At 69.2% G+C, this 22,454-nt stretch carries 21 protein-coding genes; 14 read left to right on the forward strand and 7 right to left on the reverse strand.

Going from position 1 to position 22,454, the window contains the following annotated elements:
- Positions 1-35: 35 nt before the first annotated feature.
- From ACLL81_RS15785 to copD, 4 genes are all read left to right on the forward strand, one after another.
- Positions 36-1,331, forward strand: a complete 1,296-nt coding sequence (locus ACLL81_RS15785; protein WP_411289318.1) for a cytochrome P450 — start codon at positions 36-38, stop codon at positions 1,329-1,331.
- A 165-nt stretch (positions 1,332-1,496) separates the two neighbouring features.
- Entirely contained in the window at positions 1,497-2,201 is a 705-nt protein-coding gene (locus ACLL81_RS15790; RefSeq protein WP_411289319.1) for a glutathione S-transferase family protein, read from the forward strand.
- Positions 2,202-2,644: 443 nt separating this feature from the next.
- Positions 2,645-3,016 (forward strand): copper homeostasis periplasmic binding protein CopC, encoded by a 372-nt coding sequence (copC, locus tag ACLL81_RS15795; protein ID WP_411289320.1) that lies wholly within the window; start codon positions 2,645-2,647, stop codon positions 3,014-3,016.
- A 4-nt stretch (positions 3,017-3,020) separates the two neighbouring features.
- The gene (gene copD / locus ACLL81_RS15800) at positions 3,021-3,953 is read left to right on the forward strand and encodes a copper homeostasis membrane protein CopD (protein WP_411289321.1); all 933 of its coding nucleotides are present in this window, start codon (positions 3,021-3,023) and stop codon (positions 3,951-3,953) included.
- A gap of 20 nt (positions 3,954-3,973) precedes the next feature.
- Here copD and ACLL81_RS15805 read toward each other — a convergent pair whose 3' ends face one another.
- The 3 genes from ACLL81_RS15805 to ACLL81_RS15815 form a co-directional block, all read right to left on the reverse strand.
- Entirely contained in the window at positions 3,974-5,065 is a 1,092-nt protein-coding gene (locus tag ACLL81_RS15805; RefSeq protein ID WP_411289322.1) for a copper resistance protein B, read from the reverse strand.
- Positions 5,062-6,888 carry a copper resistance system multicopper oxidase gene (locus ACLL81_RS15810; RefSeq protein ID WP_411289323.1) on the reverse strand — a complete coding sequence of 609 codons (1,827 nt, stop codon included), beginning with the start codon at positions 6,886-6,888 and terminating at the stop codon, positions 5,062-5,064. Before ACLL81_RS15810 ends, ACLL81_RS15805 begins: the two co-directional genes overlap by 4 nt.
- A gap of 237 nt (positions 6,889-7,125) precedes the next feature.
- Positions 7,126-7,968 carry a hypothetical protein gene (locus tag ACLL81_RS15815; protein WP_411289324.1) on the reverse strand — a complete coding sequence of 281 codons (843 nt, stop codon included), beginning with the start codon at positions 7,966-7,968 and terminating at the stop codon, positions 7,126-7,128.
- Positions 7,969-8,202: 234 nt separating this feature from the next.
- On the opposite strand from ACLL81_RS15815, the gene ACLL81_RS15820 reads away from it, so the two are divergent.
- The 9 genes from ACLL81_RS15820 (at position 8,203) to spt (ending at position 17,930) form a co-directional block, all read left to right on the forward strand.
- Positions 8,203-9,180 carry an NAD(P)H-dependent flavin oxidoreductase gene (locus tag ACLL81_RS15820; protein ID WP_411289325.1) on the forward strand — a complete coding sequence of 326 codons (978 nt, stop codon included), beginning with the start codon at positions 8,203-8,205 and terminating at the stop codon, positions 9,178-9,180.
- A gap of 109 nt (positions 9,181-9,289) precedes the next feature.
- Entirely contained in the window at positions 9,290-10,528 is a 1,239-nt protein-coding gene (locus ACLL81_RS15825; RefSeq protein ID WP_411289326.1) for an acetyl-CoA C-acetyltransferase, read from the forward strand.
- Between the two features lie 81 nt (positions 10,529-10,609).
- Positions 10,610-11,215 (forward strand): LPS export ABC transporter periplasmic protein LptC, encoded by a 606-nt coding sequence (gene lptC, locus ACLL81_RS15830; RefSeq protein ID WP_411289327.1) that lies wholly within the window; start codon positions 10,610-10,612, stop codon positions 11,213-11,215.
- A gap of 4 nt (positions 11,216-11,219) precedes the next feature.
- Positions 11,220-12,368: a glycerophosphotransferase gene (locus ACLL81_RS15835; protein WP_411289328.1), complete on the forward strand. Its 1,149-nt coding sequence runs from the start codon at positions 11,220-11,222 to the stop codon at positions 12,366-12,368.
- A complete protein-coding gene (locus ACLL81_RS15840) occupies positions 12,365-13,729 on the forward strand; it encodes a lipopolysaccharide biosynthesis protein (RefSeq protein WP_411289329.1) in 1,365 nt (454 codons plus the stop codon). The genes ACLL81_RS15835 and ACLL81_RS15840 overlap by 4 nt, the downstream gene beginning before the upstream one ends.
- Entirely contained in the window at positions 13,729-15,441 is a 1,713-nt protein-coding gene (locus ACLL81_RS15845) for a fatty acyl-AMP ligase (protein WP_411289330.1), read from the forward strand. The genes ACLL81_RS15840 and ACLL81_RS15845 overlap by 1 nt, the downstream gene beginning before the upstream one ends.
- Positions 15,438-16,370, forward strand: coding sequence for an NAD-dependent epimerase/dehydratase family protein (locus ACLL81_RS15850; RefSeq protein WP_411289331.1), 933 nt, complete (start codon positions 15,438-15,440; stop codon positions 16,368-16,370). Before ACLL81_RS15845 ends, ACLL81_RS15850 begins: the two co-directional genes overlap by 4 nt.
- 88 nt (positions 16,371-16,458) lie before the next feature.
- Positions 16,459-16,710 carry an acyl carrier protein gene (locus tag ACLL81_RS15855; RefSeq protein WP_411289332.1) on the forward strand — a complete coding sequence of 84 codons (252 nt, stop codon included), beginning with the start codon at positions 16,459-16,461 and terminating at the stop codon, positions 16,708-16,710.
- A 2-nt stretch (positions 16,711-16,712) separates the two neighbouring features.
- Positions 16,713-17,930 (forward strand): serine palmitoyltransferase, encoded by a 1,218-nt coding sequence (gene spt, locus ACLL81_RS15860; protein ID WP_411289333.1) that lies wholly within the window; start codon positions 16,713-16,715, stop codon positions 17,928-17,930.
- A 108-nt stretch (positions 17,931-18,038) separates the two neighbouring features.
- Here spt and ACLL81_RS15865 read toward each other — a convergent pair whose 3' ends face one another.
- From ACLL81_RS15865 to ACLL81_RS15875, 3 genes are read right to left on the reverse strand one after another with little or no spacing between them, the layout of a single operon-like run.
- Positions 18,039-18,947 carry a hypothetical protein gene (locus tag ACLL81_RS15865; RefSeq protein WP_411289334.1) on the reverse strand — a complete coding sequence of 303 codons (909 nt, stop codon included), beginning with the start codon at positions 18,945-18,947 and terminating at the stop codon, positions 18,039-18,041.
- Positions 18,944-19,849 carry a diacylglycerol/lipid kinase family protein gene (locus tag ACLL81_RS15870; protein ID WP_411289335.1) on the reverse strand — a complete coding sequence of 302 codons (906 nt, stop codon included), beginning with the start codon at positions 19,847-19,849 and terminating at the stop codon, positions 18,944-18,946. The genes ACLL81_RS15865 and ACLL81_RS15870 overlap by 4 nt, the downstream gene beginning before the upstream one ends.
- Positions 19,849-20,982, reverse strand: coding sequence for a CDP-alcohol phosphatidyltransferase family protein (locus tag ACLL81_RS15875; RefSeq protein ID WP_411289336.1), 1,134 nt, complete (start codon positions 20,980-20,982; stop codon positions 19,849-19,851). The genes ACLL81_RS15870 and ACLL81_RS15875 overlap by 1 nt, the downstream gene beginning before the upstream one ends.
- A gap of 78 nt (positions 20,983-21,060) precedes the next feature.
- Here ACLL81_RS15875 and ACLL81_RS15880 point away from each other — a divergent pair, with 78 nt between their 5' ends.
- Complete coding sequence (locus ACLL81_RS15880) at positions 21,061-21,963, forward strand: metallophosphoesterase family protein (RefSeq protein WP_411289337.1); 903 nt, start codon at positions 21,061-21,063, stop codon at positions 21,961-21,963.
- On the opposite strand, the gene ACLL81_RS15885 is transcribed toward ACLL81_RS15880, so the two are convergent.
- Positions 21,941-22,390, reverse strand: a complete 450-nt coding sequence (locus ACLL81_RS15885; protein ID WP_411289338.1) for a DUF2141 domain-containing protein — start codon at positions 22,388-22,390, stop codon at positions 21,941-21,943. The genes ACLL81_RS15880 and ACLL81_RS15885 overlap by 23 nt on opposite strands.
- Between the last annotated feature and the right edge of the window lie 64 nt (positions 22,391-22,454).

A 22,454-nucleotide genomic window follows, 5' to 3' on the forward strand; every position in this document is an offset into this window, starting at 1 on the left:
CAAGCTGCCGGTCACGCAGGGTCCGGAGCGACACCATGGCAGACGGCATGATCGATGTGCTGAGCGAAAAGCGCGCTTTGGCCCATAAGCGGGCCTATGAAACGCCCCTTGAAGAGTTGAACCCGGCATGGGCCTCGGCCTTCCGCGATGACGCGCACTGGGCCTACTTCGAGCGCCTCCGCCGGGAAGACCCGGTCCATTGGACGCCGGAGAGCAACTACGGCCCGTTCTGGTCGATCACCAAGTACAACGACATCATGGCGGTCGACACCAATCACGAGGTGTTTTCGTCGGCCAACGGCATCGCGCTTCCGCCCAAGGCCAACCTCACTCCCGAGATGCTGAAAGCCCTTAATCGCGCTTCGGCGCCGAGCTTCATTGGCATGGACCCGCCGCGACACGACGAGCAGCGCAAGACCGTGAGCCCGGCTTTGGCGCCGGCCGGTCTCGAACGGATGGCCCCACAGATCCGCGAGCGCGCGGGGCTGATCCTCGACTCTCTGCCGATCGGCGAGCCGTTCGACTGGGTCGACCTGGTGTCCAAGGAATTAACTACCATGACCCTGGCGACGCTGTTCGACTTCCCGTTCGGGGAGCGTCGCAAGCTGACCCACTGGTCCGACGCCATGACCACAGCGCCAGGGCACGGCCCGGTCGCCACCTTCCAGGAGCGCATGGCGACGCTCGCCGATTGTCGCGACTACTTCGTGCGCCTCTGGAACGCGCGGGTGAACGCCGAGCCCGCCGGCGATCTGATCTCGATGCTGGCCCATGCTCCGCAGACGCGGAACCTGACCATGGACGAGTATTTCAGCAACGTCGCTTTGCTGATCATTGGCGGCAACGACACCACGCGGAATACGATCTCGGGCTCGATCTTTGCCTTGAACCGCAGCCCCGATCAGTACGACAAGCTGCGCGCAAACCCCGACCTGATCCCTTCGATGGTGTCCGAGACCATCCGCTGGCAGACGCCGCTGGCGCACATGGCGCGCACGGCGACGCAGGACTACGATTTCCGGGGCAAGACCATCAAGAAGGGCGACAGGGTCGTCATGTGGTACGTCTCGGGCAACCGCGACGAAGAGGTGATCGAGAACCCTGACGCCTACATCATCGACCGCCCACGGCCACGCCAGCACCTGTCCTTCGGCTTCGGCATTCACCGCTGTGTCGGCAACCGGCTGGCGGAACTACAGCTGAAGATCATCTGGGAGGAGATACTGAAGCGCTTCCCGGAGGTACGCCTGCTCGAAGAGCCAAAGCGCAGCTATTCGATCTTCATCAAGGGCTACGAGGAGATGAGGGTCCTCATCCCGGCGCGGCGCTGAAGTAAGGTGACACGCACTCTGCCATGAGGCCAGGCCGACGCGCCCGCGCCGCTGGCCCTCGCCGGCTACAAGAGCGGAGCGTCGCAACCGACGCGGTCGTCTGCACCAGCAACGGCAAGGCCAACTATTCCACCTCCGAGAGATCGACAAGAGGAGCGCCTGACCATGATGAAGCTTTATTCCGGAGATCTCAGCCCGTACTCCGCTCGGGTGCGGATGCAGATTTACGCCAAGGGCATCACCGACATCACGCTGGAACGGCCAGCGCATTTCGGCATGCCGAAGTTCCGCGACGACCATCCGATCGGCCGTATCCCCGTGCTGGATATCGACGGCGACATGATGCCGGAATCTGAAGTGATCGCGGAGTTTCTTGAGCAGATCTACCCCGAGCCCTCGATGCTGGGCACGACGCCGCGCGAGACCGCGCACATCCGCACGATCGCCCGCATCGGCGACATCTACCTCATGAATAACATGTTCATGCTATCGCCCCAGAGCCGCGCCGCCACTCGAAACCAGGGGATTGTCGACCTGCTCGGCGGTCAGGTGGTGCGCAACATAAAAGCGCTCGACAAGCTTATTGGCAGTGATGGCTTCGCATGCGGCGGCCGGGTCACAATGGCCGACTGCGCCCTCGTCCCTGGCTTGTTCCTGGTCGAGAACGTCCTGCCGTCCGTGGGCGTCGACGATCCGATTCCCGCCAACGCGAACGTCGCTGCCTACTGGCGCGCGATCCAGAAGAACCAGCACGCCGCCAAGACCTTGACCGAACTCCACCGTGGCCTCGAAGAGCGCCGAGAGATGATCCGCAGCGGCGCGTTCGACAAAATGATGGCCGCCGCCGCAGCGGCCCACGCGGCCGCGTAGGTAAAACCGCCCTCAGTGAGTGGCGACCGCTCGGCCACTCGGACCGTCACGCGGGCTCTATGTTCCCTGGCAGAACGAACCGTTGCGGCCCTTCTTACCGGATTGCCGGTTACAACAAGCTCGTCGGCGCCAGCCTCGGCGGTCGATCCAAAGGCATCCACGCCGCGGCCGCACAGGCCGGCGCTCCCTCCCCCGAACCCTCCGGTTGCGCCGGCGGGAATCGACAGGGGCAACCCGCGGAGCAGCGGGCGACGCCGCCGGTGCGCGCCAGCGGCCGCCCGAAAAGACGATGGCGGCGTCTTTCACCGAGGGGAACAGCCAGGCCTCGCGCAACGGAACTTGTCTCTGAAATAGGCCGCGGATGGCGTAAACTTGCCGTTCGTTCAGTAGGGGTTCAGGACGGATCGGCTGAATCCTCCTCAAGTTCATCAAGGAGCGTCATCTTGCAAATTCGGAAACTGGTAGGCCTCGCCACCGCGGTCGGCGCCGGCGCCCTGCTTCTGGCAGGCCAGGCCGCAGCTCACGCCAAGCTGTTGACGTCTAACCCCGCAGCCAACGCTGTTGTAGCTGCACCGAAGGTCATAATCCTGAGGTTCAAGGAGAAGGTGACGCCCGCCTTCTCCGGCTTCGATCTGCTCATGGTCGAGCACAACAACATGAAGGTGCCTGTGACAACCGTGGTCTCAAAGAACGGCACGACGATCACCGGAACGCCCCAAGGCGCCTTCATGGCGGGCAGCTACAAGATCAAGTGGCATGCGGCGTCATCCGATGGCCATCGGATGACCGGAGACGTCGACTTTAAGGTGAAATGAAGCCATGCTTGAGGTCGCGCACGTCCTGGTCAGGCTGGCGCAGTATGCAGGAGCGATGACCCTCTTCGGGTCGTCGCTCTTCTTGCTCTACGGGCTGCCGCGGGCGGGACCCGCATCCGCGGCGAGCCTTCATTGGCCCCGGCCCCTGCTAATCTCCGGCGCGCTGGTTACGGTGTCCGCCGCCGCTGTCGGGCTCTTGACCCAGACATCGGTCATGGCGGGATCCCTGGCGGAAGGCCTCAAGGCAGAATCCCTCACCTTCGTCATCACAGGCACCGGGATTGGCCAAGCCGGCGTGCTCCGCGTTGTCGCCGGCGCCTCGGCCCTTGCCCTCCTGCTCACGCTACGCCCTAGTGGCCTGCTCTGGGGTCTGGTGAGCGCGCTTGGCGCCGCCGGATGCGCCAGCCTGGCCTGGATGGGACACGGCGCGGCCACTCAAGGCCTGGCCGGACGCGTGCATCTGGTCGCCGACATCCTCCACAGCCTGGCCGCCGCGGCTTGGACGGGGGCCCTCGTCGCCTTCCTACTCCTCTGCTGGCCGAGATCAGCCACCTCGCCTGAACATCAGCGCTCGCTGCACGGCGCCCTGCACGGCTTTGCGGGGGTTGGCGCCGCACTGGTGGGCGTGATCGTGGCGACAGGTGCGGTCAACGGCTGGTTCCTGGTCGGGCCGGACAGGCTGGACGGCCTATGGACGACCACCTATGGCCGGCTGCTTCTGGCGAAGCTTGGGCTGTTCGCGGTGATGCTCATTTTGGCGGCCTCGAACCGCTTCAGGCTCACGCCCGCCCTCGCGCGCAGCTTGGACGGCAGCGCCCAGACCCCATACGCGCTGACAGACCTGCGACAGAGCCTCATCCTCGAGACGGCCGCGGCGGGCGCCATCCTGGTCCTGGTGGCCTGGCTCGGCACACTGGCTCCGGTTTCAGCCGTCTGAGAGGCGCCGCCATCCTGCGATCAGAACCACGCCCGAAGTCCGGCCACGAAGCGGGTGTCGCCGACATCCTCGCCGTTTCCACGGGCGAAATCGGCGGTGCGCCCCAGGCTCCGCTCATAGCTGACGCCTATGTAGGGCGCGAACTCCCGGCGGATTTCGTAACGCAGCCGCAGGCCTAGTTCCGCTGAGTACAAGCCGGAGCCGATATCGGAGGCGCGCACGTCCTGGGCCGCAAACTCCAATTCCGCGCTGGGCTGCAGGATGAGCCTCTGCGTCAGCCGGAAGTCGTAGCTGCCTTCTACCCGCCCGAGGAGGTCGCCGTCCTGCGACAGGAAGAGGGCGCCCTCGGCGTCGAACCAGTAGGGAAAGAGCGTTTCGGCGCCGAGCGTCAGGTAGGTGACGGACCGGGGCTCCAGGTCATGACGAAGACCGATCTGCAGGTCGGTATACCGGGTCACGGCGCGCGAAAAGAGGGCCTGGATCTCTGCCTCGTGGACACCTTCGCGTCGGCCGCCCTCACCCTCGGACTTGAGGACGAAGCGGTTGATGTCGCCCCCCCACCAGCCTTCGACATCCCAGCGGTAACCTCCGCCGCCCGGCCTTGATTGATACTCCGCGAGGTTCGCCATCACCTGGGAAAGCCTGGCGCCCCCGTGCTCCTCACGCAGAAGGTCACGGGCCCGCGCCATCTGGTCAGCCGAATAGATGCTATCCGCCAGATTGTCGGTCGGCGGCGGCGGGGGCGGGGAGGACCCCACCGGCAGTTGCGCCGCGCTCGTCACCGATGCTGCGCCAGGCATGACGTGGCCCGCGTGAGGGTCGGCGGCTGGCGCCGCGGGCATGACGTGGCCGGCATGCGGGTCAGCCGCGGTGGCGGGCGGGGCCGTCATCATATGCCCCGCGTGGGGGTCGGTCGCTGGAGCGGCCGGCATCGTGTGGCCCGCATGAGGGTCGGCGGCTGGCGCAGCCGGCATGTTGTGGCCGGCATGCGGATCTGCCGGTTGGGCGGCCGGTGTCGCCGCCCGGTGAGCCGCGTGAGGATCCGGTGTCTGCGCCCCCGCCTGGGTGGCGAACACGGCGGACGCCAGGCAGAGAAGGGCGAGCCGGCTCATGCGGCTGCTCCCGCGCCGGCGCGCACCTTGAACACCTGAAACATGCCAGCGTGCATGTGGTAGAGCATGTGACAGTGGAACGCCCAGTCACCCGCCTCTCCGGTGACGTCAAAGGTGACTTTCCCGCCCGGCAAGACGTTGACGGTGTGCTTGCGTGGCAGGTGACCCACGGGCCCATGGACCAGTTCGAAGAAGTGGCCGTGCAGGTGGATCGGGTGGGTCATCATGGTGTCGTTGACCAGCGTGACGCGCACACGCTCGCCGTGACGTAGGGAATAGGGCGGCGGGTTCTCGCTGAATTTCCGGCCATCAAAGCCCCACATGAACCGTTCCATGTTGCCGGTGAGCCGGATCTCCATGGCGCGGGAGGGCGCGCGCTGGTCAGGATTCGCGGCCAAGGCGACGAGGTCCTGGTAGACCAGCACGCGATGCCCGACGCTCTCCAGTCCCTGGCCGGCGTCCCCGGTGCGATCCATGGGCATCGGCGAGATCATCTGCACGCCCGGTCCTATCTTCACCTGCGGCGCCTTGTTCGGGTCGAGCATGTTCATGTCCATGCCCGCCATGTCGCCCATCACGTCAGAGCCCCGCGGGCGCGAAGGCGCCATGCCCGGTCCGGCCGCCGACGCTGGTGCATGGCCCATGGCGGCGTGATCCACCGTGGCGACCGCACCGGGCGCACCGCCGTGTCCGGCATGCGCGGACATGTCCATGCCCATGTCCTTCATGGTGGCCAGCGGTCGCTCGCGCAGCGGCGGCACGGGAGCGGTCATCCCCGACCTGGGCGCCAGGGTCGCCCGGCCCATACCGGAACGGTCCACAGCTTCCGAGACGATGGTGAACGCCTGGTCGTCGGTCGGCTGCACGATCACATCGTAAGTCTCGGCGTTACCGATCTGGAACTCGTCGACCTCCACGGGGCGGACGTTCTGGCCGTCCGCGGCGACAATGGTCATTCGCAGGCCGGGGATGCGGACGTTGAAGATCATCTGGGCGGCGGCGTTGATGAACCGCAGCCTGACCCGCTCCCCGGGCTTGAACAGTCCGGTCCAGTTCTCCTGCGGCCCATGACCGTTGACCAGGAACTCAAGCGCCGCGCCGGTCACATCGGAAATGTCGGTGGGATCCATGAGCATCTTCGCCCACTCAATCCGCTCGGCCAGGGTCTGGTCCTTGCCGGCCAGCAGCCCTGCAATGGTCTGCCGCTGGTGATTGAAGACCCCGCCCTGCTGCTTCAGCTTCTGGAAGATCTTGTGCGGGTGCATGAAGCTGAAGTCGGAGAGCACCAGGACATGCTCGCGGTCGAACGCCACGGGATCGACGCCAGCCGGGTCGATGACGAGCGGCCCATAGTGCCCTTCCTGCTCCTGCAGGCCCGAGTGGCTGTGATACCAGTATGTGCCGGACTGAATGATTGGAAACTCATAGACGAAGGTCTCGCCTGGGCGGATGCCGGGGAAGCTGACGCCGGGCACACCATCCATCTGGAACGGGACGAGCAGGCCGTGCCAGTGGATGGAGGTTTCCTCGGCCAGGTTATTGGTCACCGACAGCCGGGCCTTCTGGCCCTCCTTCAGGCGGATCAGCGGGCCCGGGACTGTTCCGTTGATCGCCAACGCATGACCTGAACGGCCGCCAACATTGATCGCCGAGTGGCCGATCGTGAGACGGATGTCCTCGCCGGACAGGGTCGGCAGGGTGGCCAGGCCCGGCGTCGCGCTCCGCGCCCACCCGGGCAGAAGCGAGGCCGCCGCGCCGCCGCCGAGCATGGCTGAGGCCCGCAACAACTGGCGGCGGTCGAGGTCGGTCGTAAGCGGGCGCATCCAGATGTCCTGGTTCACTTCAGCGGCTTCGAGATGGGCTTCCCGCCGTGGAGGCTCAAGGTGGGATGCGTCCGGGCGGTGGAGTAGCAATATGGGGCGGCGACCCTCAGCTCTCAAGCCTGCGGATGCTGGAGTTGCACTGCTTCACCCCGGGCAACGTTGAGCACCGGCTGTTGGAACGCGGCGGCGCCATGAGATGGTTCGGCTGCGGTGGGACAGGGTCTTCCTGATCGGAGACTAGCCGCCGGCCATATCGCGCAGGTCGCACTCCGCGGCGATGTAGCCGAAGGCGAATCGGCTGCGACCCTGGAGGATCTGCTCGAACACCTCGCGGGCGCGGTCCGTCTCCCCGTTGTAGAGATGCCAGTTGCCCACGCCGTAGCCCTGGGTCGCGTAGAGGGTCTCCAGATCGTGGATCACCTGGGAGCCCTTGTCAGGGTTCAGCAGGTCCTCGGGCCGAAGCTCCCCGCGGTACATCCGCAGGCGGCGATAGTAGGAGGGCCCCTCGACGAACGCCTCGTCCGGCAGGCCTTCGGGGATCGCCGCCAGCACCTGGTCCGCCCCAGCCTCGTCGCCCTTGCGGCGCAGGGTCATGTAGAGCCAGTCATTGCAGGCGGTGAGCCCGTCGTGGTCCTCGGGGCGCACCCATTCCAGGCACCGCCGGTAGCCGGCTTCCGCCGCGTCCCATTCCCTCAGCAGGTAGTGGGCCAGGGCCAGGTGATACCAGGTGTTGAACTGGATGCTGGTGGCCGGCACAGGAAGCTCGTTGCCCTTCCCGTCCGGCTCAATCCACTCCGGCCTGCCCTCGATCAGCTCCGCGGCGCGCGCCAGGTCGGCCTGCCCCTCGGCGAACCGCCGGGTCGACAGATAGCGATGGCCGCGCTGGCGCAGGAGTTCGAAGGAACCGGGATACCGCTCCAGTCTCTCGCTGAACACCGCGATAGCCTCGTCTATCCGGTAGCGGAACCCCAGCACCCGGCCGTACCACACGGTGTTGGGCAAGGAGGGGTCGTCCTCGTAGTTTGATCGGGCGCTGTCCAGGGTGCGGCGGGAGCGATCACGGAGACTGTCTTCGGTCATGGCGGCAGTGGAGCGGCTGGAGCCGTCCGTTGCAAGATCGCGCGCACCGCAAAACCGATTGGCGCTGATTGCGGGATCGAAGCGACAGTCCCTGGTATCCCTAGATGATCCTGGTTCGGGAGAAGGGCAGCGAGATAGAGCGGGATCGTCACGCGGCGATCCACCGCCCGCGGAATTGACGGCCCGGATGCCGCCACTAGAGTTTTGCGCGACCAGCATCACAGGGGCGCCGCCATGAAAACCCGCATCACCGAACTGTTCGCGATTGAACATCCGATCATCCAGGGCGGCATGCACTTCGTCGGTCTGGCGGAACTGGCCGCCGCGGTGTCCAACGCCGGCGGCCTGGGGATCATCACCGGCCTGACCCAACGAACCCCCGAAGCGCTCGGCAAGGAGATCGCCCGCTGCCGGGAGATGACCGACATGCCGTTCGGCGTGAACCTGACCTTCCTGCCCTCGGTCACGCCGCCGGACTACCCGGGCTATGTGACGGCGATCATCGACGGCGGGGTGAAGGTGGTGGAGACCGCGGGGAACAATCCCCAGAAGTGGATGCCGGCGCTCAAGGAAGCCGGGATCAAGGTGATCCACAAGTGCACCTCGGTGCGTCACTCCCTGAAGGCGGAGTCCATCGGCTGCGACGCGGTCAGCGTCGACGGCTTCGAGTGCGGCGGCCATCCGGGCGAGGATGACGTGCCGAACTTCATCCTGCTGCCCCGCGCCGCCGAGGAGCTGAGGATTCCCTTCGTGGCCTCTGGCGGCATGGCCGACGGACGCTCGCTGGTGGCCGCCCTGGCGCTGGGCGCGGAGGGCATGAACATGGGCACCCGTTTCATGGCCACGAAGGAAGCGCCGATCCATGAGAACGTGAAACAGGCCCTGGTGGCGGCCTCGGAACTCGACACCCGCCTGATCATGCGCCCGCTGCGCAACACCGAGCGCGTGCTGGCCAATGCGGCCGTGGACCGCCTGCTGGAAAAGGAGCGGACCCTGGGCGCCGACCTGAAGTTCACCGACATCATCGCCGAGGTCGGCGGGGTCTATCCGAAGATCATGCAGCAGGGGGACATGGACGCCGGCGCCTGGTCCTGCGGCATGGTGGCCGGCCTGATCCACGACGTGCCGACCTGCAAGGAACTGATCGACCGAATCATGGTCGAGGCGGACGCCCTGATCCGGCAGCGACTGAGCCGGCTCGTCGCCGCGTGAAGGTCGTCGTCGCCGGTCAGAGTGCGTCGCCAGATTTGCGCTGGACTGACCCTACGGCGGGTCGCCAACTGATCGTCGGCGAACCCGCGCCGCTCTGAAGGACGAGACCATGCCCGAAGCCCTGATCATCGACGCCTGCCGCACGCCCCGCGGCATCGGCAAGGTCGGCAAGGGCGCCCTCGCCGAAATTCATCCCCAGCAGCTCGCCGCTACCGTCCTCAAGGGCCTAGCCGAGCGCAACAACCTCAACACCGCCGAGGTGGACGACATCATCTGGGGCACCTCCAGCCAGCGCGGCAAGCAGGGCGGCGACATGGGCCGGATGGCGGCGCTGGACGCCGGCTACGACGTGCGCGCCAGCGGCATGACCCTGGACCGGTTCTGCGGCTCCGGCATCACGGCGGTGAACATCGCGGCGGCCAACATCATGTCGGGCATGGAAGACCTGGTGATCGCCGGCGGCTGCGAGATGATGAGCTACACCGCCGCCATCGCCGACCCTAGCAGCATGACCTTGATGGACGGCGGCAACATGCGCCTGCGCGCCCGCCACCCGCAGTCGCACCAGGGGGTCTGCGCCGACGCAATCGCCACTCTGGAGGGCATCGAGCGCGAGGCGCTGGACGAGCTCGCCCTGGTCAGCCAGCAGCGCGCCGACCACGCCATCCGCAACGGCCACTTCGATCGGGCCCTGGTCCCCGTCTACAACGAGGACGGGACGCTCGCCCTGGATCGCGAGGAGTTCCCCCGCCCGCAGACCACGATGGAGGGCCTGTCGGGCCTGAAGGCGTCCTTCGCCGCCTACGCCGCCATGCCCATCGACGCCGAGGGGACCACCCTGGGCGGCCTGATCCAGAAGGTCTATCCGGACCTGGTGTTCAACCACGTGCACCACGCCGGCAACTCGTCGGGCGTGGTCGACGGCTCGGGCGCCCTGCTGCTGGCCTCGCCGGAGTACGCGGCCAAGCACGGCCTGAAACCCCGCGCCAGGGTGGTGGCCATGGCCAACATCGGCGACAGCCCGACCCTGATGCTCAACGCGCCGGTTCCGGCGGCCCGCAAGGTGCTGGCCAAGGCCGGCCTCACCGTCGACGACATCGACCTGTGGGAAATCAACGAGGCGTTCGCGGTGGTGGCCGAGAAGTTCATCCGCGACCTGGGGCTCGACCGCGACAAGGTCAACGTCAACGGCGGCGCCATGGCGCTGGGCCACCCGATCGGCGCCACCGGCGCGATCCTGATCGGCACCCTGCTGGACGAGCTGGAACGCCGCGACCTGAAGCGCGGCCTGGTGACCATGTGCGCCGCCGGCGGCATGGCCCCGGCGATCATCATCGAGCGGGTCTGACCGCAGCGCTTCGCCGTTTTCAAGCCGCGCACACGGGATCATTCTGGGCTAAGGCCGTTGCGGCCCATGGATGACCCGGACTTGAGCACCGACCTGACTTTCAACGCTGCCCGGGAAGGGCGCCGCAAGCGGCTGGTGTGGGTGCGCGTCCTTCGGCTCGGACTGCCGCTGGCCGCCGCGACCGTGGTCGCCGGCGTGGCCGGCCAGATCGCCTGGCGCTCGCTGGCGGTCCTGCGCGCTCCGCCGCCGGTGGCCGCCGAGACCGCGGTGCGCATGATCAATCCCTCGTTCCGGGGCCAGGGGCGCGACGGCAGCCGCTATGTGGTCACCGCCCGATCCGGCGTCCGGGACGCCGGTGACGCGGCCCGCATCCTGCTGGACAGCCCGACGGTGTTCATCGGCCGGGCCGGAGAGCCCGACGGCGCGCGCAGCGTCGCTCAGCGCGGCGTGTTCCGCGAGGACGACCTGACCCTGCGTCTGGAGGGCGACGTACGCCTGGAGCGGGGCGGATCTCGGTTCGTCGCCAAGGTCGCCACCATCAACACGGCCACCGGCCAGATCAGCGGCGAAGGGCTGAAGGGCGCCGGCGACACGGGCGCCGTGCAGGCCGACAGCTACGCCATCGATGGCGCCGGCGACCGCATGGTCCTGAAGGGCGGCGTCCGCGCCCGGATCAGTGGACGCTGATCCCTTGCGCGCGGACGCTCAGGCCGCCCGGCGCAAGGTCTGCTTCCTGTTCATCGCCCAGCCGCACCAGGTTTTCCACAGCCTGCCTATCGCCCTGGCGCTCGCCAGAGGCTGGCCGCAGATCGATGTGGAAGTGGCCGCCACCACCCAGGCCCAGCTGGACCTGATCGACGACCTGACAGTGCGAACTGAGGCAGCGCCGCTTAAGCAGCGCCTGCTAGGCCCGGGCTGGCTGCGCGGCTTCCGGCCCAACGGCGCTTCGGTGCCGCCCAAGGCCGCCATGCTGGCCGCCAACCTCGGGGTGTTGGCCGGCTATGACGCCATCGCCTGTCCCGAGCGGACCACCACCCTGATCCGCCGGCTGGGCCTGAAGCGACCGCTGTTGATCTACACCCAGCACGGGGCAGGAGACCGGGGTGGCACCTTCGAGCCGCGTCTGGGGCTGTTCGACCTGGTGATGGCCTCGGGGCCCAAGACCCGGGACAGGATCGTGGAGCCCGGCCTGGCCAGACCCGAGAACTGCGTCAGCGTGGGCTATCCGAAGTTCGACATGGTCGAGGCCCTGCCGCCGCCCCGGCTGCCGGCGTTCGCGCAGGTCCGGCCGGTGGTGCTCTACAATCCGCACTTCGACCCGGCGCTGAGTTCCTGGCCGGGCGAGGGGCTGAAGGTGCTGGAGGCGTTCGCCGCCGACGACCGCTACAACCTGATCTTCGCCCCGCACGTGCGCCTGTTCGACGCCCACCACCCCGACCGGGCAAAGCTGGCCTGGTTCGCGGACGCCCCCAACATTCACATCGACCTGGGCGGCCCGGCGATGATGGACATGAGCTACACCCGCCTGGCCGACGTGTACCTGGGCGACGTCTCCAGCCAGGTCTACGAATTCCTCCTCGAGCCCCGCCCCTGCGCCTTCCTCAACACCCACCGCGTCGCCTGGCGCGGTCACGAGGACTACCTCTGCTGGACCTACGGCCCGGTGGTGGAGCACGCCGCCCACGTCATCGACTCCATCGACCGGTCCCGCGCCGACCACACGCGCCTGTATCGCGCCCCGCAGGAGGCCGGCTTCGCCGAGACCTTCGACCTGGAGGGCGCGTCCTCCTCCCAGCGGGCGGCGCAGGCGATCGTTCGCCTGCTGGAGCGGGCGCCATGACCGCCGCCGCTGAACGCTCCCTGCTCAGCCGGGTGCTGGCCAACGCCGGCGTGCTCTTGAGCGGCAAGGCCGCCAACGCGGTCCTCAGCCTGGCCTACATCGCCGTCGCCGCCCGGGCCCTGGGGGTGCGCGAGGTCGGCGTGTTAATCCTGATCAACGCCTTCGCCCAGCTGATCGGCGAGGTGGTCAAGTTCAACGCCTGGCAGACCGTCCTGCACTATGGGGCCGCCCCGGTGGCCGAAGGCGACCGGCCACGCTTCCAGCAGGTGATGCGCTTCACCCTCTTCCTCGACGCGGTCAGCGGCCTGGTGGGCGTTACCCTCGCGGTGGCCTGCGCCCTGGCGTTCGGGCCACGGCTCGGCTGGACCCCGGCGGACAGCCCCGCCGCCGCCCTGTACGGCCTGACCATCCTGGTCATGGCGCCCTCCACCGCCATCGGCCTGCTGCGCCTTTTTGACCGTTTCGACCTGATCGCCGCCCAGGCGCCGGTGAGCTCCGTCGTGCGGCTGGCGGGCAGCGGCGCGGCGCTTCTTGCCGGCGCCTCCCTGACGGGATTCCTGGCCGCCTGGGCGCTCGGGACCGTGGTGGCCTTTGTCTACTTGGCCGTGGCCGCCGTCCGCGAGACCCGCCGACGCGGCCTGCTGGCCGGGTTCCGCTGGCGTGGGCCGATGGTGGCGGGGCTCCCCGGCGCCTGGCGGTTCGCCTGGGCCACCAACCTCGCCAGCAGCCTGGACGCCGCCTTCACCCACGCCATCACCCTGATGGTCGGCGCCCTGATGGGGCCTGCCCCCGCCGCCCTGTGGCGGATCGGCCGCCAGGTCGCCGATGCGCTGGCCAAGCCCGCGCGGCTGCTGATCCCGGCGCTCTATCCGGAACTCGCCCGGTTGCATGTCACCGAGGGCGAAGGAGCTATGCGGCGCCTGGCCCTCCAGGTCGGGCTGATCGGAGGCGGCGTAGGCGTGCTCCTGCTGGTCATCACCGCCCTGTTCGGTCGGCCCCTCCTGAGCCTGGTGATGGGCGAGGCCTTCGCTGCGGCGGGGACCGTGATGACCTGGCAGGTGGCGGCCGCGGTGATCGGCATCCTGGCCCTGCCAATGGAGCCGCTGCTGGTCTCCCTGGGCCGCCCTGGCGACGTGGTGAAGGTGCGCTTGGCGGTGGCCGTGATCCTGCTGGCCGCCCTGCCCGCGGCCGTGAGCGCCTGGGGTCTCACCGGGGCGGGTGCGTCCCTGGTTGCGGCGATGGCGGCCCTTGCCCTGGGCATGTTCGCCATGTTGCAGAGACGGGCAGGGCGCGCGACGGTTGGCGCGCCACAGGAAAGGGCTTGCGCCGACGACCCGGCGCAGGCGAAGGGCGGCAAGTGATGATCCTTCCCACCGCAGCGGATCGCGCCGTCCGGCTCGCTGACTTCGCGACCCTCACCGAGGCCCTGGATTTCGCCGCCACCGGCGAGACCGGCCTCACCCTCCACGCCATGCGCGGCGACGTGGCCGAGGCGCTCTCCTATGGTCGCCTGCGCGAGGACGCCCTGGCCCTGGCCCCGCGCCTGCTGGCCGCGGGTCTTGAGCCCGGCGAACGGGTCGGCCTGGTGGCCGAGACCGACGGCGACTTCCTGCGCGCCTTCTTCGCCTGCCAGTATGCCGGCCTGATCCCCGCGCCTCTGCCGCTGCCCGCCCCGCTGGGCGGACGCGAGGCCTATGTGGCGCAGGTCACCCGGATGCTGGAGGCCGCCGACGCCGCGGCCGTCGTGGGTCCTGCGGCTATTACCGCCTGGATGGCCGACGCGCCGCCGGCCGCGGTCCGCTTCGTGGGCGCCCTGACCGACCTGCCCCCGGCCGCGGGGGCGCCCCTTCCTGACATACGTCCGGACGATCCCTGCTACTTGCAGTTCTCCTCGGGCAGCACGCGCTTTCCCACCGGCGTGCTGGTGACCCATCGGGCCCTGATGGCCAACGCCCAGGCGATCGTGCGCCACGGCCTGCAAGTGCGGCCCGCCGACCGGGCGAGTTCGTGGCTGCCGCTTTATCATGACATGGGGCTGGTGGGCTTCGTGCTGACCCCGCTGGCCTGCCAGATGTCGGTGGACCTGCTGCCAACCGGCGCCTTCGTCCGCCGCCCCTTGTTGTGGCTGGAGCTGATCAGCCGCAACGGCGCGACCATCTCCTACAGCCCGACCTTCGGCTATGAGCTCTGCACCCGGCGCGCCGACCGCGCCGGGCCCGAGGCCCTGGACCTCTCGCGCTGGCGCATCGCCGGCCTCGGCGGCGACATGATCCGCTCCGGACCCTTGCGCGACTTCGCCCGCCAGTTCGGCCCCGCCGGCTTCTCGGCGGACGCCTATGTGACCAGCTACGGCATGGCCGAGGCCACCCTGGCGCTGAGCATGGCGCCCCTGGGCCGCGGCCTGGCGGTGGAGACCCTCGACATCGGCAGGCTGGAACGCGAAAGCCTGGCTGTCACCGGCGCCGCCTCGGATCGCACCCGCGACTTCGCCCGCTGCGGCCCCGCCCTGCCCGGCCACGAGCTGCAGGTGCGCGGCGACGACGGCCGGCCCCTGGCCGAGCGCGCCGTGGGCCGCATCTTCGCCCGCGGCCCCAGCCTGATGCGCGGCTATTTCCGCCAGCCGGAGGAGACCGGGCGGGTGCTCTCCGCCGACGGCTGGCTGGACACTGGCGACCTGGGCTTCCTCGACGGCGGCGAGATCGTGCTAACCGGCCGCAGCAAGGACCTGATGATCGTCAACGGCCGCAACATCTGGCCGCAGGACCTGGAGTGGACCTGCGAGGACGAGTTGCCTGCCGTGCGCAACGGCGACGTGGCCGCCTTCTCCGTACCCGGGGCTGACGAGGAGCAGGTGGTGGTTCTCGTGCAGGCCCGGGGCCCTGATCTCGCGGTACGCGACGCCCTGCGCGCCGAGGTCGGCCGCGTGCTGCGCCAGCGGCACAGCGTTGAGGCGGAGGTCAGGCTGGTGGGCCCCCACGCCCTGCCGCAGACCTCGTCGGGCAAGCTCAGCCGCGCGAAGGCGCGCCAGGCCTATCTGGCGGGCGCCTTCGATCTGGAGCGCACCCGGGCGTGAACCGCGGCCTGGCCGCGGTCACCGGCGCCACGGGGTTCCTGGGCCAGCATGTGGTGCGCGCCCTGGCCGACGCCGGCTGGCGGGTGCGCATCCTGGCCCGGCGCGATCCTGTAAGCCTGTTCTGGAGCGGCCTGACTCCCGAAGTCATCCCGGGCGACCTCGGCGACGCGACCGCCCTGGCCCGCCTCTGCACGGGCGCCGACCTGGTGGTCCATGTGGCGGGATTGATTTCCGGCCGCCGTGGCGACCTGCAGCGGGTCAATGTCGAGGGGACCCGACGTCTGGCGCAGGCCGTCCTGGGGGCGGCCGTTCCCCGGGTGCTGCACATCTCGAGCCTGGCGGCCCGCGCGCCGCACCTGTCGGCCTACGCCGCCAGCAAGCGGGCGGGGGAAGACGTGGTGGAGGCCCTGCTGGGCGGGCGGGTGACCCTCGTGCGGCCGCCCGCCGTCTATGGTCCCGGCGACCGCGAGACGCTGAGGCTGTTCGCTCTTGCGGCCTCAAGTCCCATGTTGCCGGTGCTGGACCCCGCCGCCCGGGTGGCGGTTGTGCACGTCCAAGACGCGGCGCGGCAGATCGCATGGCTGGTGGATTTCCCGCACGTGGGCCCCTTCTCGCTCAGCGGCGCCCGCCCGGCGGGCTATGAATGGCGCGAGTTGATGCAGACAGCGGCCACCGCCCTGGACCGGCCCGCGCGGCTCTTGCGCATCCACCCTGTGGCGCTTTACGGCATGGCGTCGCTGGAGGGTATCGCGAATAGCTGGCGTCAAAGAACGCCCGTGATTACATTCGGCAAGGTCAGGGAACTGACATATTTGGATTGGGGGATCCGGTCGGCCGAGCGCGCCCCAGGCGCGCCGGCGCCCGAGTTCGACCTGTTGTCGGGGTTCCGGCAGACGATCGGCTGGTATCGATCGCAGGGTTGGCTCTAGCGCATCCGGCCCGGAGTCTCCTGCGTATAGGCCTGGGCGCTTGCAAGCGCTCAGCAGGAAAGTCGAGGGGCCGTTGGGGGTAGATCAGATGGAGTTGGTGACCGACCTTACGGTCCGGCAGATCGGGCGGACGGCCAGCGTCGTCATGCAACGCAACGTCGAAGTAACCCCGGAATCGGACATTGGCCGTGACCTGGGCGTGGATTCACTGACCTTGATGAACATCGTCATGGAGCTCGAGGACGTGTTCGAGCTGTCCATTCCACTCGATCGCCTGGCGGACGTGGAGACCGTCGGCGACCTGGCGGGACTGATCAACGAATTGCGGGCGAGGGCGTAAGAATGGGGCTTCTCGACAAGCACCTGGGCTATCGGGCCCCGCTGGACCTCATCCGCAGCGTCGGCGCGGACCCGTCCAACGTTCGGTTCGACGCCGTCCTGTCGCCCACTGAGGGCATGCTGGACGGCCGCAAGGTCATCTTGCTGGGCACCAACAATTACCTGGGCCTGACCTTCGACCCGGCCTGTATCGAGGCCTCGGCCGCCGCGGTGCGCAAGTGGGGCACCGGCACCACCGGTTCGCGGTTCGCCAACGGCACCTTCGCCGGCCACCTGGCGCTGGAAGAGGCGCTGGCCAAATTCTACGGCCGCAAGCATGCCATGGTGTTCACCACCGGCTACCAAGCGAACCTGGGCGTGATGTCCGGCCTCGTGGGCCGCGGCGACCACCTGATTCTCGACGCAGACAGCCACGCCAGCATTTACGACGGCGCCCGGCTCTCACAGTCCGAAGTGATCCGCTTCCGCCACAACGACCCGGAAGACCTCTACAAGCGCCTGAAGCGCCTGGGCGACCGGCCGGGCGGTCGGCTGATCGTCGTGGAAGGCATCTATTCCATGATGGGCGACGTGGCGCCGCTGAAGGAGATCGTCGCGGTCAAGCGCGAGATGGGCGCCTATCTGCTCGTCGATGAGGCCCACTCCATGGGCGTCCTGGGCGAGAAGGGCCGCGGCCTGGCCGAGGCCGCCGGCGTCGAGGATGGCGTCGATTTCATTGTCGGCACCTTCTCCAAGAGCCTCGGCAGCGTCGGCGGATTCGTGGTCTCCGACGAAGACGACTTCGACCTGCTGCGCATCGTCAGCCGGCCTTACATGTTCACCGCTTCCCTGCCCCCCGCCGTGGTCGCCTCGACGCTGACGGCCCTGACCCGCCTGGAGGAGGACTCCGACCTTCGCCTCAGGCTTGACGAGAATGCCCGCCACCTGTTCGAGGGCCTGCGCGCCCTGGGTTTCGCCATGGGACCGCAGGCCAGCCCGATCGCGGCCGTGGTGATGCCCGACCAGGCCACCGCCGTGGGCATGTGGAACGCCCTGATGGCCAACGGCGTCTACCTGAACCTGGCGGTGCCGCCGGCGACGCCGGAGAACCGCTCGCTGCTGCGCTCCAGCGTCAGCGCCGCGCACTCCCGCGAACAGCTCGACGAGGTACTCCGTGTGTTCGGGCGGCTCGGCCAGGAATTCGGCCTCCTGCCGAAGCGCGCGCGCCAAGCCTCAGCCTAGAGCCTATCCCGTCCAAATGGACCCATTTGAATGGGATAAAATGGCTCCAAATCAAAAGTTTAGAGCATCTTTCGTCCGAGAACCGCGTCACACTTCTCGGAAGATGCTCTAGCGACCCGCCCGCCACATCCGCCACAGGACCCCGGGCGCCGCCAGGATCGGGTGGCGCTCACGCCAGGGCGTCACCTCGATCGCGAGGCCGGTGTGCCGCTCGAGCTTCCACGCCGCATAGCTGGCCGCGCCGTCGAAGGTGAAAGCCGCCTTTACCAGCCTTGCGATGTTCAGCGGCCGCCCCAGCGCCCGGCGTAGGCGCCAGGCGCGCACCAGGCGCCGCCGCTCCGGCGCGGATATCTGCGGGGTCAGCGCTCCGTCGTCCCCGGCCTCCACGGCGATTCCGCCGGCGCGCCAGGCGGCGGCCACCAGCCGGTTGTAGCGGTCGCCGTCGGCGACCAGCAGGGTAGCTTCCCGGCCGCGCTCCACCCGGAACTCGGCGGCGTAGGTTTCGCGAAACAGGCTCGTCCAGAAGTCGACCGGCCGTCCCTGGACCGGGCCGAGGGCGGCGGCGAACCGGGCCGCCGTCTTGGCGGCCTCCGCGACCGCGTCGGCCACCGCCTGGGCGGTCTCGGGGCTGTCGCTCCACACCAGGGCGGCCGGTTGGACAAAGCGGGTCCAGATGGTGGTGTCGGCGCCACGACCCGTAACGGCGCGCCGGAACTGGGTCAGCGTCATGGCCGCGACCTTGGCCCGCAGCTGCCCCTGGTCATCGGAAGTCTCGCGATAGCTGACGTCCGGCCACAGGCCGCGGCTGGCGATCCCGCGCAGGCCTCGGGGCGAAGTGCGGGTGAGGACATAGAAATCCAGCACCCCGTCGCGGTCTCCGGTGCGCAGGGCCGAGCCGTAGAACAGCACCGCCACCGGGTCGTCGAAGGCCTCGGCCAGCGTGCGGGCGAAGGCCACCGCGGAGGCCGGCGCCGGCTGGGCAAGGTCTTCGCCGATGATCTGCGCCAGGTCGGTCACGGAGTCAGGAACCGCAGGGGCGGCGCCTCGGTCACGGTCAGGTCGCCACCGGGATAGACCTCGCCATCGAGAACGAAGGGGCTGTCGAGGGTAAGCCGTAGGGACGCGGCGTCGCCGCGCCGGTAGCCATGGCGCTCCAGCCAGCGGTCGCGCCGGGTCCACAGCAGCGCCGGCAACGCCTGCGCCAGGCGTTGCGGCGGGGCCTGTACGTCCAGGTACTTCAACCCCGGCCGGGCGGGGCCGAAGGGCCGAAGCGCGAAGGGCAGTCGGTGCAGGGTGGTGGCCATGGTGATCAGCCGGGGGCCGGACCGCGCGGGGCCGTCGTCGACGGTGAGCGTCAGGGGCGCCCCGCGACGCCAGGCGCCGCGCGCGTTCTCCGCCGCGAACTGGGCGACGGCGCCGGCCAGGGTCAGGCCCACCGACGCGTTCTGGAAAACCCCCGCCCGATGGACGCCGGCGGCAAGGGCCGTGGCTCTCACCAAGCCCGCGGCGCCGAAGACGAAGCCCTGCAACGGCGGCTGGCCGTCGCGGTTGACCTGCAGCGGCGCGCGGACCCGCACTTTGGGCTTCACTTTCCCGGCCGCCGCCCGGGCGTCGGCGAGGGTCCATGATCGCCGGACGCCCAGGTCGAAGGCCAGGATGTTTGTCTTGCCGGACGGGATCACCGAGAGCAGCGGCGCCTCGCCGAACGCAGCCGGCAGGGCGCTAAGCACCTCGCGCACGGTGCCGTCGCCGCCATCGATGACCAGCAGTTCGACGCCCTCGGCCACGAACCGCGCCAGGTCTGCCGCCAAGGCCCCCGGGGACAGGGGCTCGGCGAATAGCAGGCCGGGTTCGCTGGGCGCAGCGGGGGCGCCTCGGTTCCCATGGCTGCGCGGATTGCGGATCACGCCGGTGCGCATCAGCGGGAGAGCCAGGACACCACCGCGCCGCGCGGGACTGCCGCCGCCTGGACGCATTGCGCCAAATGCACCACGAAGCTGATCACCGTCCAGACGGCCACGGCCAGGATGCCGATGTCCGGCCGCCCGGCGAGGACCGCCAGGGTGAGCAGGATCAGGTTCGGATTGCGCCGGGCGGTGATCAGCCGGAAGAAGCTGTCAAACGGCCGCCAGGCGTGCATCTCCACCTTGAAGGCGCCCAGGAAGATCCCTTCCAGCACCCGCTGCGCCACGTAGCCGCCGACGACGATCCAGATGACCGCGCCCGGAGCGGTGAGCGGGTGCGGGCCGGCCTGCGCGCCCATCACCCAGGCGGCCCACCAGAACGGTGGATGAATCAGGTCGATGCCGTGGTCGAAGACGTTGCCCAGGGGCGAAGATTTCAGGGTCACCCGGGCGAGCTTGCCGTCGACGGTGTCCAGGAAGGTCATCACCCACGCCGCCGCCAGGCCCCAGCCGAACTGGCCGGTCCAGAACAGCCAGAGCGCCGCCAGCACCAGCAGCAGGCTGGCGAAGGTCACCTGGTTGGGGGTGATCCCGGCCAGGGCGCACCAACGGGTCACCACCCGGGCCGGCGCGGGCCAGACATACTTGGTCACCAGGTCCGTGACGCCCTTGTAGGAACCCTGGAACAGCCGCTTCTCCACCTGGCGGACATTGTCGGCGGTAAGCCGTTCCAGCACCGGCGGCTCGCGCTTGCGCAGCGTGCTGTTGTAGGCGCCCAGCAGGTCCAGGGCGGTGAGCCGCTGGGCGAGATCATGGCCGAGGTCGCCGGCGTCCAGGCCCTGCGCCGCCGCGGCCGCCAAAGGGCCTGCAATATGCGCCGCCACCGGCCGGCCGGTGGTGTCAACCAGCACGGCCCCGGGACGTTCCGCCAGGGCGCGGATCAGGGCTTCGTCGAACACCCAGCCGGCATGGGCCAACACCACCGTCGCGTCGGCGGCTGCATCCCCAGGCTGGACTTCGGCCAGGTCCAGGCGGGCGAAGGTGCGGCTCAGCCGGGCGCTGGAGCTGGCGCCCCACACCCGCACGCCGGAGGCGCCGACGGTCGCCGCCAGCGGCCTCGCCGGGCCCGCACGCAACGCATTGGTCAAGATCGCTCGCCCCTGTAAACGCTTATCCGCTGTCTTACGCCGCTCCGGCGCGGACTGGCCACAAGCTACGGACCACCCTTGCCTTTGTTTCGCCTGGCCCACCTCTCTGACCCGCACCTGCCGTCACCCCTGACCCTGGGACCGGCCGGCGAGCTGGTCTCCAAGCGGACGCTCAGCCGGCTGGCCTGGCGACGCAAGCACCGGCAACACGATCCGGCGGTCCTGGGGCAGATCAGCGCCGACATCACCGCCTACGCCCCCGACCACATCGCGCTCACCGGCGACCTGACCAACTTCTCCACCCAGGCCGAATTCGCCGCCGCCCGCACATGGCTGGAGTCGCTAGGCCCCGCAGACCGAGTGACCGTCAGCCCCGGCAACCACGACGCCCTGACTGCGGACGCGCAGGCCGACCGGGTCGCGGCGTTCGGGCCCTGGTTCGGCGATGGTGGCGAGGCGCACTTTCCCAGGGTTCGCCGGCGCGGCCCCGTCGCGCTGGTCAACCTCTGCTCGGCGGTCCCCACGCCGCCGCTCTTGGCCAGCGGCCGGCTGGGCGAGGCGCAGCTCGAACGACTTTCGCAGGCGCTGGACGACCTGGGCCGCGAAGGCCTGTTCCGCGTCGTGTTGCTGCACCATCCGGCGGGCGCCGGCGTGGTGTCGCGGCGCAAGGCGCTGGCGGACGGGCCCGAGTTTCGGGAGGTGTTGCGGCGTCATGGGGCTGAGCTGGTGCTGCACGGCCACGCCCACGAGGCGGTGTTCGGCGTGGTGGCGGGTCCACACGGGCCGATCCCGGTGCTGGGCGTCCCCTCCGCCTCGGCGCCTTCAGGAACGCAACACGCCGCCGCCCGCTGGCACGCCATCGAGATCGAGCCGGGTGAGGGCCTGCGGGTGATCGCCCGCGGTCTGGAAGCCCGGTCCGGCGAGGTCGGCGAGCTGGGCCGGTACGCCCTGCCCGGCCTCAGCGCAGGTATCGCAGCCTGATGCGGATGGTGTTGTCCCCCGGTCCGACCGGAAAGCGCACGGCCCGCAGGGGCGGCAGGGCGGCGGGCGTCGGCGGATCGTTGGAGAACCCGAACCCTTCCGCCGGCAGGCCCACCACCGTGCGGTCGAAATCGCTGTCGGCGTCGGCGTCATGATAGACCGCCACCGCATAGTATCCGGGCCGCGCCAGGTTGAAGCAGGCGGACGTGACCGGCGCCTGGGCCTTGGGCCGCACCCGCGCCAGCTTGCCGCCCGGCGCCAGGAAGCGCGTCGCCATGTCGGGATAGACGGTCATGGCCACCTGGCCGCGGGCCGCGCGCACGCCGCTGACCTGGACCGTGAGGGTCGAGGCGCCCGGCTGGCCCTCGCAATCGGCGGCCACGGCTGCGGGCGCCCACAGGCCAAGGGCGGCGGCCAGGGGGATCAAGGCCGATGTCCTTGCTGATTTCACGGGGATGGACGAGCCTCTCGATGTATCAACCGCTGCACGT

Origin of the sequence: Phenylobacterium sp. (genome assembly GCF_046590535.1) — a bacterium.
Classification (GTDB): domain Bacteria; phylum Pseudomonadota; class Alphaproteobacteria; order Caulobacterales; family Caulobacteraceae; genus Phenylobacterium.